Below are 13,593 nucleotides of genomic sequence, written 5' to 3'. Positions count from 1 at the left end.
GCCACCTGAAAGATGGAGGCCTGCTGAGATGAAAACATTGATCGTTGAGACCGCGAACGGACCGTTCCAGCCTTCGGAACTCGAACGGCCGGCGGCTGGTGCTGGCGAGGTTCTGGTCAAGGTTCACGCGAGTGGCGTGAACCCGCTTGATACGAAGATCCGGGCTGGCACTGCCGCCCATGCCAGGCATCCGCTGCCGGGCATTCTGGGCATCGATATGGCAGGCGTGATCGTCGAGGTCGGCGAAGGAGTCGGCGCGTTCCGAATCGGTGATGAAGTCTATGGCATGACCGGCGGTGTGGGCGGCGTGCAAGGCTCGCTGGCCGAATATGCTGCGGTCGACGCGAGGCTCATAGCCAGGAAGCCAGCCAACCTCTCCATGCGCCAGGCAGCCGCGTTGCCGCTGGTGGCGATCACGGCCTGGGAAGGCCTGGTTGATCGCGTCAATGTCGGCGCCGGGCAGTCCGTGCTGATTATCGGTGCCGCTGGCGGCGTCGGTCATGTCGCGCTGCAGATCGCCAGGGCGCGCGGTGCAACGACCTTCGGGCTCGATCGACCCGATGCCGCCGACTATCTTCGATCGATCGGAGCGACGCCTGTCGACAGGGCGAGAACAGTCGTGGACTACGTTGCCGAGCTGACCGGCGGCAAGGGCTTCGATGTTGTCTATGACTGTGTCGGCGCGCTGGACGATGCCTTCCAGGCGGTCCGGCGGTTCGGGCATGTGACCAGCTCGCTGGGTTGGAGCACGCATTCGCTCGCGCCGCTGTCATTCAAGGCCGCCAGCTATAGCGGTGTTTTCACCCTCCTGCCCCTTTTGAGCGGGGAAGGACGTGAGGCGCACGGTCATATCCTTGCGGAGGCGGCGCGTCTTGTTGAGCTGGGCCAGCTTGTGCCCTGCGTGGACGAACGTCGCTTTACCTTTGAGGAGGCCGAAGCGGCGCATGCCCTTGTTCGGGAGGGCGGAGCCCGCGGCAAGGTGATCGTCGAGCTGGTCAAGGCTTGACAGGGGCCTGCGCGGCAGCCCGGTCTGGGCATGGCGGGACCGGGCCGCCGCTGAGTCTATGTCATCGTCATCCTGACAAGGCACTCAAGACAGGCGCAACTTGGCTTCTTGGAAGCTTATCCTCTGCAATTGGAGGATGTCTGATGCAGCCTGGGCTGCGCCTGGTCGCGTGGGTATCGTTGGATGAAACTGACGGTGCTTCTTGGCGCGTTCGCGTTTTGGATGTCCGACCTGGAATCACCTGCCAAGAGCCGATAGCAGCCGATGGATAGCTCGCGCTGGGCCGCTCAAAATCCCTAATGATATCAGCGGTGTTTTCTTCTGACGGGCCCTGAGCCTGTGGCATTTGGACGAAGAATATCTTTCATCAAAAAATTCAGATGGTTAGCGTGGATCTGAACAATCGAGTGGGAGTGATCCGTCCCCGGCCCTGAGGACCACCCCCCCTGGGAGGGCGCTGAGAGACAGGCCAGGATGGTACCCGCCACCCGCAAACGGGGGCGGTTCCTCGGGGGAAACAACCATGCTCAAGACAGTTCTTGCCGCCGGGGTGGCGGCGCTTCTCTCGCTGCCAGCCCTGGCCCAGCCGGCGCCGGACACCGTGGCGGCCATCCGGGCGCGCGGCCAGTTGGTCTGCGGCGTGACGCCCAATTCCGCTGGCTTCGGCACGCCTGATAGCCGCGGGGAGTGGCACGGGATCGATGTGGATTCCTGCCGCGCCATCGCGGTGGCCGTGCTGGGTGACGCTCGCAAGGTGCGCTTCGTGCCGGCCAGTACCGCGCAGCGCTTCACAATGCTGCAGTCCGGCGAGATCGACGTGCTCGCCCGTGTCACGACCTGGAGCATGTCGCGGGAAGGGGCGCTCGGCCTCGTCTTCGCCAGCATCAATGTCTTCGACGGCCAGGGCTTTTTGGTGAAGACCGAGTCGGGCATCACCTCGGCCCGGCAGCTGGACGGCGCGACCATCTGCCTCCTGCCCGGCACCACCAATGAGCTGAACGTCGCCGACTATTTCCGTACGCACAACATGCGCTTCACCCCGGTAATTATGGACAATATCGAGGAGTTGCGCGGCGCCTTCCTATCGGGCCGGTGCGACAGCTACTCGACCGACGCTTCGGCCCTTGCCGCCTACAGAGCGAGTCATGGCGAGAACGCCACGCGCTTCCTCGTACTGCCGGAGATCATCTCGAAGGAGCCACTCGGCGTGGCCTTGCGTAAGGGCGACTGGCGCTTCTTCGACATGGCGCGCTGGGCGCATTTCGCCATGGTCACGGCCGAGGAGCTCGGGATCGACAGCCGCAATATCGACAGCTTCGCGAATAACCCGAACCCGGACGTCCAGCGCTTCCTGGGACGTGTAGGCGACCTCGGCCAGGCCATGGGTATGAGCAACGACTGGGCCGCCCAGATCGTACGGCAGGTCGGGAACTTCGGGGAGGTCTGGGATCGCAATATGACGCCGCTGGGCATCCAGAGAGGCATCAACGCGCTCTGGACGAAAGGCGGCCTACAATATGCGCCACCGCTGCGGTGAGAGCGCAGGGCAGCGATGCCCGCGCAGTGAGATCCCCTGTGGAGTACGGGGATCACGGGGACAGTTTATGTTCACATAAATGTTTCCGTTCGGTGAAACGGTGAGCTGAAACCCGCGACTCGTTGAAATTCTGCGAGTCGTGGAATCGGGTCGGTAAACCGGCCCCAGACGTGTCCTGAACAACACGGCAACTCCCTACATATGGGGCTCGTTCCTCCGGCACCGCGCGATATCTTGTGCGGACGACGTCCCAGAGGCATCCTCCGGCCCGGGGGAATTCAGGGGTTTCTGTTACGATGTTCGATGCCATTCAGCTCGAGGGCCATGGCCAGGTGAAGGTCGACCGCTCGCGCGACGCCCTGCTCACCGTGTTCGGCAAGGACACGCTGAGCGACCGCTATCTGCTGCCCGGCGAGTCCTATCAGGACCTCTTCGCGCGTGTCGCCAGTGCCTATGGCGATGACGCCGCGCATGCCCAGCGAATTTACGACTACATCTCCAGGCTCTGGTTCATGCCGGCCACCCCTGTGTTGTCCAATGGCGGCACCAAGCGTGGCCTTCCCATTTCCTGCTTCCTGAACGAGGCGGATGACAGCCTGGACGCCATCGTGGGCCTCTGGAACGAGAACGTGGCCCTGGCCTCCAAGGGGGGCGGTATCGGCTCCTACTGGGGCAATCTCCGCTCGATCGGCGAGAAGGTCGGGATGAATGGCAAGACCTCCGGCGTGGTGCCCTTCATTCGCGTCATGGACAGCCTGACCCTCGCCATTTCCCAGGGTTCCCTCCGCCGAGGCTCCGCGGCCGTCTACCTGCCGATTTCCCATCCCGAGGTGGAGGAATTCATCGAGATCCGCCGCCCCACCGGCGGCGATCCAAACCGCAAGGCCCTGAACCTCCACCACGGCATCCTCATTTCCGACGCTTTCATGCGTGCGGTCGAAGCCGATGAGGAATGGGCCTTCACCAGCCCGAAGGATGGCGCGCTGATCCGCAAGGTCTCGGCCCGCTCGCTCTGGATCCGCATCCTCACCGCCCGGATCGAGACGGGCGAGCCGTACCTGATCTTCTCCGACCACGTGAACCGGGCCATTCCGGAGCACCACAAGTTGGCGGGGTTGGAGGTGAAGACCTCAAATCTCTGCTCCGAGATCACCCTGCCGACCGGGCGTGACCATCACGGCAAGCAGCGCACCGCCGTGTGCTGCCTTTCCTCCCTGAACCTGGAAAAGTGGTTCGAATGGAAGGACGAGCCCCGCTTCATCGCGGATGTGATGCGCTTCCTCGACAACGTTCTGCAGTCCTTCATCGACACTGCGCCCGACACCATGGCCAAGGCCAAGTACAGCGCGATGCGCGAGCGCTCCGTCGGCCTCGGCGTGATGGGCTTCCACTCCTTCCTGCAGGCGCAAAACGTTCCGTTCGAGAGCGTGGTTGCGAAGGTCTGGAACGTGAGGATGTTCAAGCACATCCGCGCCCAGGCCGATGCGGCGAGCCGCGAGCTGGCCGCCGAGCGCGGGCCTTGCCCGGATGCTGCGGAATACGGCATCATGGAGCGGTTCTCGAACAAGATAGCCATCGCACCGACGGCCAGCATCAGCATTATCTGCGGCGGCGCGAGCCCGGGGATCGAGCCGATCGCGGCCAATGTCTATAACCACAAGACGCTGTCGGGCTCCTTCATCGTCCGCAACCCACATCTTCAGAAGGTGCTGGCGAAGCACGGGCGCGACGACGACGAGACCTGGACCTCGGTCACCGTGACCAAGGGGTCCGTGCAGCATCTCGACTTCCTCACGCAGCAGGAGAAGGACGTGTTCAAGACGGCCTTCGAGCTGGACCAGCGCTGGGTGATCGAGCACGCGGCCGATCGCACACCCTATATTTGCCAGAGCCAGTCCCTGAACGTCTTCCTGCCCGCCAATATTCACAAGCGGGACCTTCACCAGATCCACTACCAGGCCTGGAAGAAGGGGGTGAAGTCGCTCTACTACTGCCGCAGCCTGTCCATCCAGCGCGCCGACACGGTCAGCGAGAAGGTGGCGGTGCAACCCAAGCTCGGGCTTCCGGCGAATGACGCCGCGGCCCCGCTGCCGATGGTTGCCGCGCAGGCCGATAGCAGCACGAATTATGAGGAATGCCTCGCCTGCCAGTGATTCGACCGGGCCTTCGGCCCGGCCGCAATCTGCAGGTGCCAGCCGGCGGGTGAAGGCCCGCCGGAACGTCCAAGCCACGCCTCAAGCCCACCCAGGACTCCCGCCATGCCCGACGGCGCCATCTCTCCCGACGAACTGCCTGTGCATTTCGACTTGCTGACCGCCAATCCCGTCTACAAGCCCTTCCGCTATCCCTGGGCTTATGACGCATGGCTGATGCAGCAACGCCTTCACTGGCTGCCGGAAGAAGTTCCGATGGCGGATGACGTGAAGGACTGGCAGAAGAACCTCACCCCCGGCGAGCGCAATCTGCTCACCCAGATCTTCCGCTTCTTCACCCAGGCGGATGTCGAGGTGAACAACTGCTACATGAAGCACTACTCCCGCGTCTTTAAGCCGACGGAAGTGCTCATGATGCTGTCGGCCTTCTCGAATATCGAAACGATCCACATCGCGGCCTACAGCCACCTGCTCGACACGATCGGCATGCCGGAGCTGGAATACAGTGCCTTCCTCAAATACAAGGAGATGAAGGACAAGTACGATTACATGCAGAATTTCTCGGTCGACAGTAAGATCGAGATCGCAAAGACGCTCGCCGCCTTCGGGGCGTTCACGGAGGGGCTGCAGCTCTTCGCCTCCTTCGCCATTCTCATGAACTTCCCGCGCCACAACAAGATGAAGGGGATGGGCCAGATCGTCTCCTGGTCGGTGCGTGACGAGACGCTGCACTGCCTGTCCGTCATCCGCCTTTTCCGCACCTTCGTGCAGGAGAACCCGGAGATCTGGACGGAGGAACTGCGCCGCGACCTCTATCTGATCTGCGCCACCATCGTAGACCATGAGGACGCCTTCATTGACCTCGCCTTCAGCATGGGGGGCGTGCAGGGCCTCGATGCGGCTCAGACCAAGGAGTACATCCGCTTCATCGCGGACCGCCGCCTACAGCAGCTCGGCCTCGAGCCGCTCTACCACATCGAGAAGAACCCGCTGCCCTGGCTCGATGACATGCTGAACGCGGTCGAGCATACGAACTTCTTCGAGAACCGGGCGACCGAGTATTCGCGCGCCTCGACCCAGGGGACCTGGGAGGAGGCCTTCGCGGATCAGGCTTTCAACGGTTCGCCGCAGCCGCAGGGCGAGATCATGCTGAGCGAGCCACCACGGCACTGAGGTACACCGCGCGATGCCCTCTGCGGGTATCGCGCGAGCCTCACTCCTTTGTGAGGAAACATGCTGCTCGACAGGGTTCTGAACGGCCCAAACTTTGTTGGTCGGCCGTACGGAATGGTGCGTCTTCGGTCCGTCCTTGGCGTTGAGTTTTTGTAACGGCGCCCCGTTCACGTTCCTGCGGCCGGTGGTTATGCTCGCGCCGGAGTCCCGCGGCTCAGGAAGTTCATGTCGCCGACGGACATGGATCGGGATTCGATTGGGAGGTGGCGAGCGGCATGGCTGCGGATGAGCCAGAGGGTTCAAAACCACCGGGGCGCTCTTCAGCCGCGCCCCGGCAAACCCGTCGGCTGACGGACAAGATCCTGATCGCATTTCACCACGCTTGCGATCAGGGCGATTTCGAAGTGGCGGAGGAGATGCTCCGCATTCTGGAGATGATGATCACACGTCGCACGACCACCCCGGATCCGAACCGCCGCAAGAACATGGAAAGTCTTGTTGCCGCGCATGAGCGGCTCTGGCTCCTTCGTCATCCCGATCAGGAGGTCTGAGCGGGCTGGGGAACAGAAGATTGTCTCCGTTCCCCCAGGCTGGGCAGTCGTACGCAGCCTTGCGTCAGGAGCCAAACTGAAGCTCCGCGCTCACTGGCTCCCAGGGGAGGGCGGCTCCGCGGAGGATTGCATCTGCCTTCTCGGTCCAGCCTTGCCCGGCGTGAAGCACCAGGCCGGGCAGCAGGGTGGCAGGCGCGCGGGGCGCGTGGCGCGCACGGAGCAGCACGCGCCGGGCTGCCTGTCCCGCACGGGGCCAGAGGGGCATCAGTGTCACCCCGCCCAGACCTGCGCGACGCAGGGCAGTGATTCCGTCGTCCATCCGGGCAGCCGGAAGGACCAACCCCGCCCAGCCGCCGCGGCCAATCGCGGCGGCGAGTAGCGAGGTCCAGCGGTCCAGGCCCACCGCCCCGCCATGGGTCGCCCCGGCACGCAGCTTCTCGGGCGGCGCCGACCCACCCGACCAATAAGGCGGGTTACTCACCGCATGGTCGCAGCGGGGAAGCTGCGCGCGGAGCGCTGGGTCGGCAACATCGCCCTCGACCACCTCCACGTGATCCGCCCAGCCATTCAGGGCCGCGTTTTCCCGCGCGAGGGAGGCGAGCGCGGGATCACGCTCCACCGCCACGATCCTGATGCCCGGGCAGCGGGCCAGCAGGCAAAGAAACACTCCTCCCGGACCGCAGCCCGCATCCAGCACCGTCTCGCCCGGCCGCGCCTCCACCGAAGCGGCGAGCATCACCGCATCCAACCCCGCCCGAAGCCCCTGCGTGGGTTGGCGCAGCCGCAGCTTTCCACCCAGCAGGGCGTGGACGGGGCCTTCGGTCAGGTCCTCCATTCCCCGGCCTCGCGCAGCAGTGATTCGGCCGCGGCGGCTTGCTCCTCTGGCACGGCCAGGCGCTGCGGAAAGGCGCCGATCCGGCCCTCCAGGGCGCTGATATGGCTGTCCAGCAACAACGGCCGCAGCCCGGCATCCCGGAGCAGGGCCTGAAGAAAGCCGAGGCGTACCGGATTGCCCTCGGATAACAGCACGCGGATCATGGTACCCCCGGGCGCGCTTCGCTGCGCCTCCGTTTCGAGTGCTGGGCCGCCGGTTGCTGGGCGCCCACCCCGCCGTTATGGTGCCGCCCCCCATGAACAGGTCAATGCCCGCGTGAGCGTCACCACCGCGCCCGTCACCTCCGCGCGCGATCCCGAGCAGGCGCTCGAAGCCCTCACGGATCTCGTCCGCACGGATTTGGAAGCCTGCAACCGCCTGATCGTGGAGCGGATGCAGAGCCCGGTCGCGCTGATCCCGCAGCTCGCCGCCCATCTCGTCGCGGCCGGCGGCAAGCGCATCCGCCCATTGCTGACCCTCGCCGCCGCCCGGCTCTGCGGTCATAGGGGCGAACGCCATGTTGCGCTGGCCGCCTGCGTGGAGTTCATCCACACCGCGACCCTGCTGCATGATGACGTAGTGGACGAGAGCGCGCTCCGCCGCGGCGCGCCAAGCGCCAATGCTGTCTTTGGCAACAAGCCCAGCGTGCTGGTCGGTGATTTTCTTTTCGCCCGCGCCTTCCAGATCATGGTGGCTGACGGTTCGCTGAGGGTGCTCGACATCCTCGCCACCGCTTCCGCCACCATTGCGGAAGGCGAGGTGCTGCAACTCGTCACGCAGAACGACACCGCGACCACAGAAGAGCAGTATCTGCAGGTTATCGAGGGTAAGACCGCCGCCCTCTTTGCCGCTGCGACCGAGGTCGGCGCCGTGGTGGCCGACCGTCCACAGGCCGAGGCCGATGCGCTGCGGGAATATGGTCGCGCGCTGGGCATCGCCTTCCAGCTCGTGGACGACGCGCTGGACTACTCCGCCAGCCAGGCGGCACTGGGCAAGACGGTGGGCGACGACTTCCGGGAAGGAAAGATCACCCTGCCAGTGCTGCTCGCCTTCAACTCCGCAAGCGCGGAGGAGCAGGTCTTCTGGCGCCGCGTTCTGGAGGAGCGGGACCAGGCCGAGGGTGATCTGGAGAAAGCCATCGCCCTGATGCAGTCGCGCGGCACCCTCGCCGCCACGATCGACCGGGCGCGCCACTATGGCGACCGCGCGCTGGAAGCCCTGGCGATCTTCCCGGACGGGCCGGAGCGCCGGGCGTTGGCGGGCATCGTCGAGTTCTGCATAGCGCGGGCGCGCTAGAAAGAAGGCGGGGGAGATATCCCCCGCTTCCCCTGTTGTTCGTATCGGCAGCTCTGGTGCGCCAACAAGGCTGGCGCACTCAGCTCCGTGCCGCCTTTCCGACTTTTTCAGCCGCGCCCGAGGAAGGGCATCTTCGTGGCCATGATCGTCATGAAGGGAATGTTCGCATCCAGTGGCAGCGACGCCATATGCGCGACTGTCCGGCCGACATGCGCCACATCCATGCGCGGCTCCACCATCATCGAGCCATCTGGCTGCATCACGCCCTTGGTCATCCGCTCCGTCATGGGCGTCGCGGCATTGCCGATGTCGATCTGGCTTGCGGTGATGTCGTGCTTGCGGCCATCCAGGATGATCTGCTTGGTCAGCCCGGTCACGGCATGCTTGGTGGCCGTGTAAGGGGCGGCGCCGGGGCGCGGCGCATGGGCGCTGATCGAGCCGTTGTTGATGATCCGTCCGCCCTTCGGGTTCTGGTGCTTCATGATGCGATAGGCTTCCTGGGCGCAGTAGAAGGTGCCATCCAGGTTGGCGGCCACGACGCCGCGCCAATCCTCATAGGGCAGCTCGTCGAAATCCACGGCCGGGGCGCCGCGGCCGGCATTGTTGAAGAGCAGGTCCAGCCGGCCGAAGCGCTCCTTCACCTGGGCAAAGGCGGCCTGCACCTGAGCGCGGTCGCCCACATCCGCCGTGATGGCGATAGCCTTGTCATGCCCGGCGATGGTCTCCTCCAGTGGCGCGAGGCGACGGCCGAGCACGGCCACGCTCCAGCCGTCGGCCAATAGCGCCTGCGCCGCCGCGCGCCCGATTCCCGTGCCCGCACCGGTGACCACCGCAAACCGCTCTGTCATGGACCTGGCTCCTCCGCTGATTCCGCGGCGGAGCCTGCGTCCCGCGCCTGTCGCTGACAAGATCGGCCCTTCCACCGGGAACGGCCTGGGCGGGCAACTGCCCGCCCAGGCCCGCGTTTTTTCCCGGCAAAGCGGGGGGGCGCCGACATGGACGACAGATCGGATCGGGATATCAGCGAATCCCAGAAGGGGATCGATCCCATCCAGGACAGTCCCCTGGCCAAGCGCCAGGCGCATGGACGGCTCGGGCCTGACCGGGGCGAGGATCCCGCAGCCGGGACAGCGGCCGAGCCTGTTTCCCCCGGCGAGTTTCAGGCCGGAGACCGATCTGAGCTCGGGCAGAATCTCGGTGGCCCGGTGGACATCTCACCGATCCGTGGCCGACGGCAGATCGAACGACCCGAGGAGTAAGACCAACCGGCCGGGCCGGGCCACCCGGCGCCGGACGGCACGCATTCTCTCCAGCGGGGCCCGCAACTCTGGCCCGCCGGATCACCTTCCCTGGGGGGCGCGGCCAGAGGCGGGCCGCGGTGCCCGTGGAATGAACCCAACCCGAGCCCAGGCCGGGCCCATGAGAGGCGGCTAAAATGAGCGACCGTCCCGACCCCGACGACGAGGTGGATCTCGTCGTCAGCCTTCCCACCATCGCCGGCATCATTGATGCCGCCCGTGGCGCTGGTGAATTGGAAGAGGAAGCGACCAATGAGGAGGTGCAGGATCCGGAGGTCGGCGACGAGGTGGATCCGGATGGGCTCGCCGACACGCTGAAAGGCCTGATCGACGAGCTGAACGAGGACGAGCAGGCCGCCCTGATCGCGCTCACCTGGATCGGCCGCGGGGACTACGACGCCACCGAGTGGGATGAGGCTCTTCGCCTGGCCAAGGAGCGCAACGCGGACGGAACCGCGTCGGAATACCTGACCAACATGGAGCTCTTTGGCGACTATCTCTCCGAGGGTGTGGCTGCCTTCGGGATTTCGGTGGAGGAGGTCCCCCGCTGAGCGGGCGGGCTGCCTGATCCGGATCGCGCTCCGCCTACTCCGCCGCCGAACCTGGCCTATAGTGCCGGGAGAAGAGCGGAGGGACGGATGGAAAAATACGGGATCGGGCAGCCTGTCCGGCGACGCGAGGATGTGCGTCTTCTGACCGGTCGCGGCCGGTACACGGATGACATGGACCCGCCGGGCTGCGCGCAGGCGGTCGTCCTCCGCTCGCCGCATGCGCATGCGCGGATCCTGTCCATTGACACGGAGGCGGCCAGGGCAGCGCCGGGTGTCCTTGCCGTGCTGACCGGCCAGGACGCCGCCGACGACGGGCTGGGGCGGCTCGGTGCCCTGTTCGACGTGCCCGGCCGGGACGCGCCGCTTTTCAATCCGAAACGGGAGATCCTGCAGACGGAGCGCGTGCGCTATGTCGGCGATCCCGTGGTGCTGGTGGTGGCCGAGACCCGGCAGCAAGCCACGGACGCGGCCGAGCTGGTGGCCATCGACTATGAGCCGCTGCCCTCCGTGACGGATACGGCGGCTGCGGCCGCGCCGGGTGCCCCCGTTATATGGGAGGAGCGCCCGGACAACACCGCCGTCCTCTGGGACAGCGGCCGCTTCGAGGAGACCGAGGCCGCCTTCGCGAGGGCACACCGGGTGGTCTCGATTTCCCTGGTGAACAACCGGGTGGTCGGCAACCCCATGGAGCCGCGCATCGCGCTGGGCGAATGGGATGCCGCCACCGAGCGCTACATCTTCCGCGGCCCGAGCCAGGGCGCGCACCGCGTCCGCGACGCTCTGGCGAAGCATGCCCTGCAGATTCCACCGGAGAAGCTGCGCGTCATCTCCCCCGATGTGGGCGGCGGCTTCGGCCTGCGGGGCAAGCTGGTGCCGGAAAACGCCATGGTGCTCTGGGCCGCGAGGCGGCTTGGCCGGCCTGTGAAATGGCTGGCGGGCCGCACCGAGACCTTCCAGGCCGACCCGCATGGCCGGGATCAGGTAACCCATGCGGAGATGGCGCTGGATGCGGATGCGAAGGCGCTGGGCGTGCGCATCCGCACCATCGCGGGGATGGGCGCCTATCTGCAGGACATGGGCCCGCGTATTCCGACCACAGGCGGCGGGCGGGTCATGGGCACTGTTTATGACGTGCAGGCCATCAACAACCAGGTGCGCTGCGTCTTCACCAATACCGTGCCCACGGACGCCTTCCGCGGCGCAGGGCGGCCGGAGACGGCCTACATCATGGAGCGGCTCTTCGATCAGGCGGCGCTGGCCTTCGGAATCGGGCGCGACGAGGTCCGGCGGCGGAACTATGTCCGCCCCGAGCAGATGCCCTATCGCAATACGGTCGGGAATGTCATCGACAGCGGCGACTTCCTGGGCACCCAGGCCATGGCGCTGAAGCTGGCGGACTGGGAGGGCTTCCCGGCCCGACGGGCTGAGGCGAGGGCGCGCGGCAAGCTGCGCGGCATCGGCCTGGGCTATTTCATTGAGGCATCCGGAGGCATGCCCAGCGAATGGGCAAGGCTGCGGATCACGCCGGAGGGCCGCGCCGAGATCCGGGTGGGCACCTTCAGCCATGGCCAGGGCCATGAAACCGCCTTCGCCCAGATCGTGGCGGACCGCCTGGGGCTGCCGCTGAAAGATATCGTCTTTATCCAGGGCGACACGGACGAGGTTCAGGCCGGCCAGGGCACCGGTGGCTCTCGCTCCTCGCAAATGGGCGGCGTTGCCGTGCTGCGGACGAGCAACGCCGTGGTGGAGAAGGCCCGCCGGATCGCGGCCCATCTGCTGGAGGCGGCACCGGAGGATGTGGAGCTATCAAACGGGCGCTTCCGGGTGGCCGGCACCGATCTCGGCCTGGACTGGTCGCGCGTGGTCGCCGCCGCGCACGACCCGGCCCAGCTGCCCGAGGGCGAATCCCCTGGCCTCGACGAGGCCCTGACCTATACCCGTGACACGGAGTGCAACTTCCCCAATGGCTGCCACGTGGCGGAGGTAGAGGTGGACCCGGAAACCGGCCGGGTGGCCCTGGTCCGCTACGCCGCCGTGGACGATGTGGGCAATGTCATCAACCCGCTGCTGGTTCATGGGCAGATGCATGGCGGCATCATGACCGGCATCGGCCAGGCGCTGATGGAGGAGGCCCGCTACGATCCGGAGAGCGGCCAGTTCCTGACCAGCACCTTCCAGGACTACTGCATGCCGCGCGCCAGTGACGGCTGCGACTTCGAACTCGCGCTGAATGTGGTGCCCACCCCGACCAACGACCTGGGCGTGAAAGGGGCAGGGGAGGGAGGCGCCTGCGGGGCGCCGCCCGCCATCGTCTCGGCCGTCTGCGATGCCGTCGGGGCCACGCATCTCGACATGCCGCTAACCCCGGAGAAGGTGTGGCGTGCCTTGGCCCAGGCCGAAGCCGGCCAGCGTCAGGTCGCGTAGGGCCAGGCCACCTTCAGCACGTTGACGTAGAAGTTCTTCAGCGCGGCCGGGGATTGCAGCAGGCGGTAGTCCCCGGTCTCGGTGAAGGCGACATAGCTGCGATGGCCCTGCACCGCCTTCCCGCGGATGATCTCGTAGGCGCTGTTGCCCTTGGTGTTCCAATCGTCATTGGCGCCATGCTCGACGGGAATGTTGAGCGAGACGTTCAGCCGCTGGAACAGGCGCTCCGCCTCCGGATTGGTCCAGCGGGCGGAAGGGCCAGAGCCGTTACGCGTGAAGGGCAGGCGCTCATAATGCCCACCATCCGCGATCCACACCGACATCAGGTCGTAATCGCCCACGATGAGCTGGCCGTTGCCCCGCCGCACGAGGTCGTTGCCGACCTTCAGGCCCTCCTTGTCCTCCTCCGGCTTGCCCCTCACGCCCAGGCCGAGGCTCGCAAAGCGCCGTGTGCTGATGCCCGGGCAGCGCACCACGAAGACCACGCGGTACTCGATAGCCACGGTGCGGAAGGTCGCCACGTCGCCGGGATCCATATTGGTGAGCCGGGCGATGTGGTGGTCATGGGCCGAGACCTCGGCATCGGCGGCATCGCGGTTCAGCGTGTGGTGCATGCCCCGCCCGACCACCTTCCGCGCCTGTTCCTTCATCCCGTTCGAGATCTGGAAGCTGTCGTAGTGGATGGGAATCCGCGGCATGGGTGTCTCCTCTCGCCAGACCCCATAGCGTG

At 65.9% G+C, this 13,593-nt stretch carries 13 protein-coding genes; 9 read left to right on the top strand and 4 right to left on the bottom strand.

From position 1 onward, the window contains the following. Positions 1-28: 28 nt before the first annotated feature. The 5 genes from ACO1BU_RS19125 to ACO1BU_RS19105 all read left to right on the top strand — a co-directional run bounded on the left by ACO1BU_RS19125 (position 29) and on the right by ACO1BU_RS19105 (position 6,420). On the top strand, positions 29-1,006 hold the full coding sequence (locus ACO1BU_RS19125) for a zinc-dependent alcohol dehydrogenase family protein (RefSeq protein WP_424137561.1): 978 nt from the start codon (positions 29-31) through the stop codon (positions 1,004-1,006). A gap of 523 nt (positions 1,007-1,529) precedes the next feature. Next, on the top strand, positions 1,530-2,543 hold the full coding sequence (locus ACO1BU_RS19120) for an amino acid ABC transporter substrate-binding protein (protein ID WP_424137560.1): 1,014 nt from the start codon (positions 1,530-1,532) through the stop codon (positions 2,541-2,543). Positions 2,544-2,839: 296 nt separating this feature from the next. Then, a complete protein-coding gene (locus tag ACO1BU_RS19115; protein ID WP_424137559.1) occupies positions 2,840-4,696 on the top strand; it encodes a ribonucleoside-diphosphate reductase subunit alpha in 1,857 nt (618 codons plus the stop codon). Between the two features lie 105 nt (positions 4,697-4,801). Continuing rightward, positions 4,802-5,869, top strand: coding sequence for a ribonucleotide-diphosphate reductase subunit beta (locus ACO1BU_RS19110; protein ID WP_424137558.1), 1,068 nt, complete (start codon positions 4,802-4,804; stop codon positions 5,867-5,869). 275 nt (positions 5,870-6,144) lie between these two features. Continuing rightward, complete coding sequence (locus ACO1BU_RS19105) at positions 6,145-6,420, top strand: hypothetical protein (RefSeq protein WP_424137557.1); 276 nt, start codon at positions 6,145-6,147, stop codon at positions 6,418-6,420. A gap of 64 nt (positions 6,421-6,484) precedes the next feature. Here the strand turns inward: ACO1BU_RS19105 and ACO1BU_RS19100 are convergent, their stop codons facing one another. Both ACO1BU_RS19100 and ACO1BU_RS19095 read right to left on the bottom strand, forming a co-directional pair. Further along, positions 6,485-7,255 carry a tRNA1(Val) (adenine(37)-N6)-methyltransferase gene (locus ACO1BU_RS19100; protein ID WP_424137556.1) on the bottom strand — a complete coding sequence of 257 codons (771 nt, stop codon included), beginning with the start codon at positions 7,253-7,255 and terminating at the stop codon, positions 6,485-6,487. Next, the gene (locus ACO1BU_RS19095) at positions 7,243-7,458 is read right to left on the bottom strand and encodes a putative signal transducing protein (RefSeq protein WP_424137555.1); all 216 of its coding nucleotides are present in this window, start codon (positions 7,456-7,458) and stop codon (positions 7,243-7,245) included. The genes ACO1BU_RS19100 and ACO1BU_RS19095 overlap by 13 nt, the downstream gene beginning before the upstream one ends. A gap of 112 nt (positions 7,459-7,570) precedes the next feature. Between ACO1BU_RS19095 and ACO1BU_RS19090 the strand changes: the two genes are divergently transcribed. Further along, a complete protein-coding gene (locus tag ACO1BU_RS19090; protein ID WP_424137554.1) occupies positions 7,571-8,590 on the top strand; it encodes a polyprenyl synthetase family protein in 1,020 nt (339 codons plus the stop codon). Positions 8,591-8,697: 107 nt separating this feature from the next. Here ACO1BU_RS19090 and ACO1BU_RS19085 read toward each other — a convergent pair whose 3' ends face one another. After that, the gene (locus ACO1BU_RS19085) at positions 8,698-9,438 is read right to left on the bottom strand and encodes an SDR family oxidoreductase (protein WP_424137553.1); all 741 of its coding nucleotides are present in this window, start codon (positions 9,436-9,438) and stop codon (positions 8,698-8,700) included. Between the two features lie 147 nt (positions 9,439-9,585). Between ACO1BU_RS19085 and ACO1BU_RS19080 the strand changes: the two genes are divergently transcribed. The 3 genes from ACO1BU_RS19080 (at position 9,586) to ACO1BU_RS19070 (ending at position 12,863) form a co-directional block, all read left to right on the top strand. Continuing rightward, complete coding sequence (locus ACO1BU_RS19080; protein WP_424137552.1) at positions 9,586-9,849, top strand: hypothetical protein; 264 nt, start codon at positions 9,586-9,588, stop codon at positions 9,847-9,849. A 176-nt stretch (positions 9,850-10,025) separates the two neighbouring features. Further along, positions 10,026-10,439 carry a DUF3775 domain-containing protein gene (locus ACO1BU_RS19075; RefSeq protein WP_424137551.1) on the top strand — a complete coding sequence of 138 codons (414 nt, stop codon included), beginning with the start codon at positions 10,026-10,028 and terminating at the stop codon, positions 10,437-10,439. 87 nt (positions 10,440-10,526) lie between these two features. Next, on the top strand, positions 10,527-12,863 hold the full coding sequence (locus ACO1BU_RS19070) for a xanthine dehydrogenase family protein molybdopterin-binding subunit (protein WP_424137550.1): 2,337 nt from the start codon (positions 10,527-10,529) through the stop codon (positions 12,861-12,863). On the opposite strand, the gene ACO1BU_RS19065 is transcribed toward ACO1BU_RS19070, so the two are convergent. Continuing rightward, entirely contained in the window at positions 12,851-13,561 is a 711-nt protein-coding gene (locus ACO1BU_RS19065) for a hypothetical protein (RefSeq protein ID WP_424137549.1), read from the bottom strand. The genes ACO1BU_RS19070 and ACO1BU_RS19065 overlap by 13 nt on opposite strands. Positions 13,562-13,593: the final 32 nt, after the last annotated feature.

The organism is Roseomonas chloroacetimidivorans (assembly GCF_049629625.1).
Classification (GTDB): domain Bacteria; phylum Pseudomonadota; class Alphaproteobacteria; order Acetobacterales; family Acetobacteraceae; genus Roseomonas; species Roseomonas chloroacetimidivorans.
Note: the sequence above shows the minus strand (reverse complement) of the source record. Positions and strands in the feature narration are given on the sequence as shown.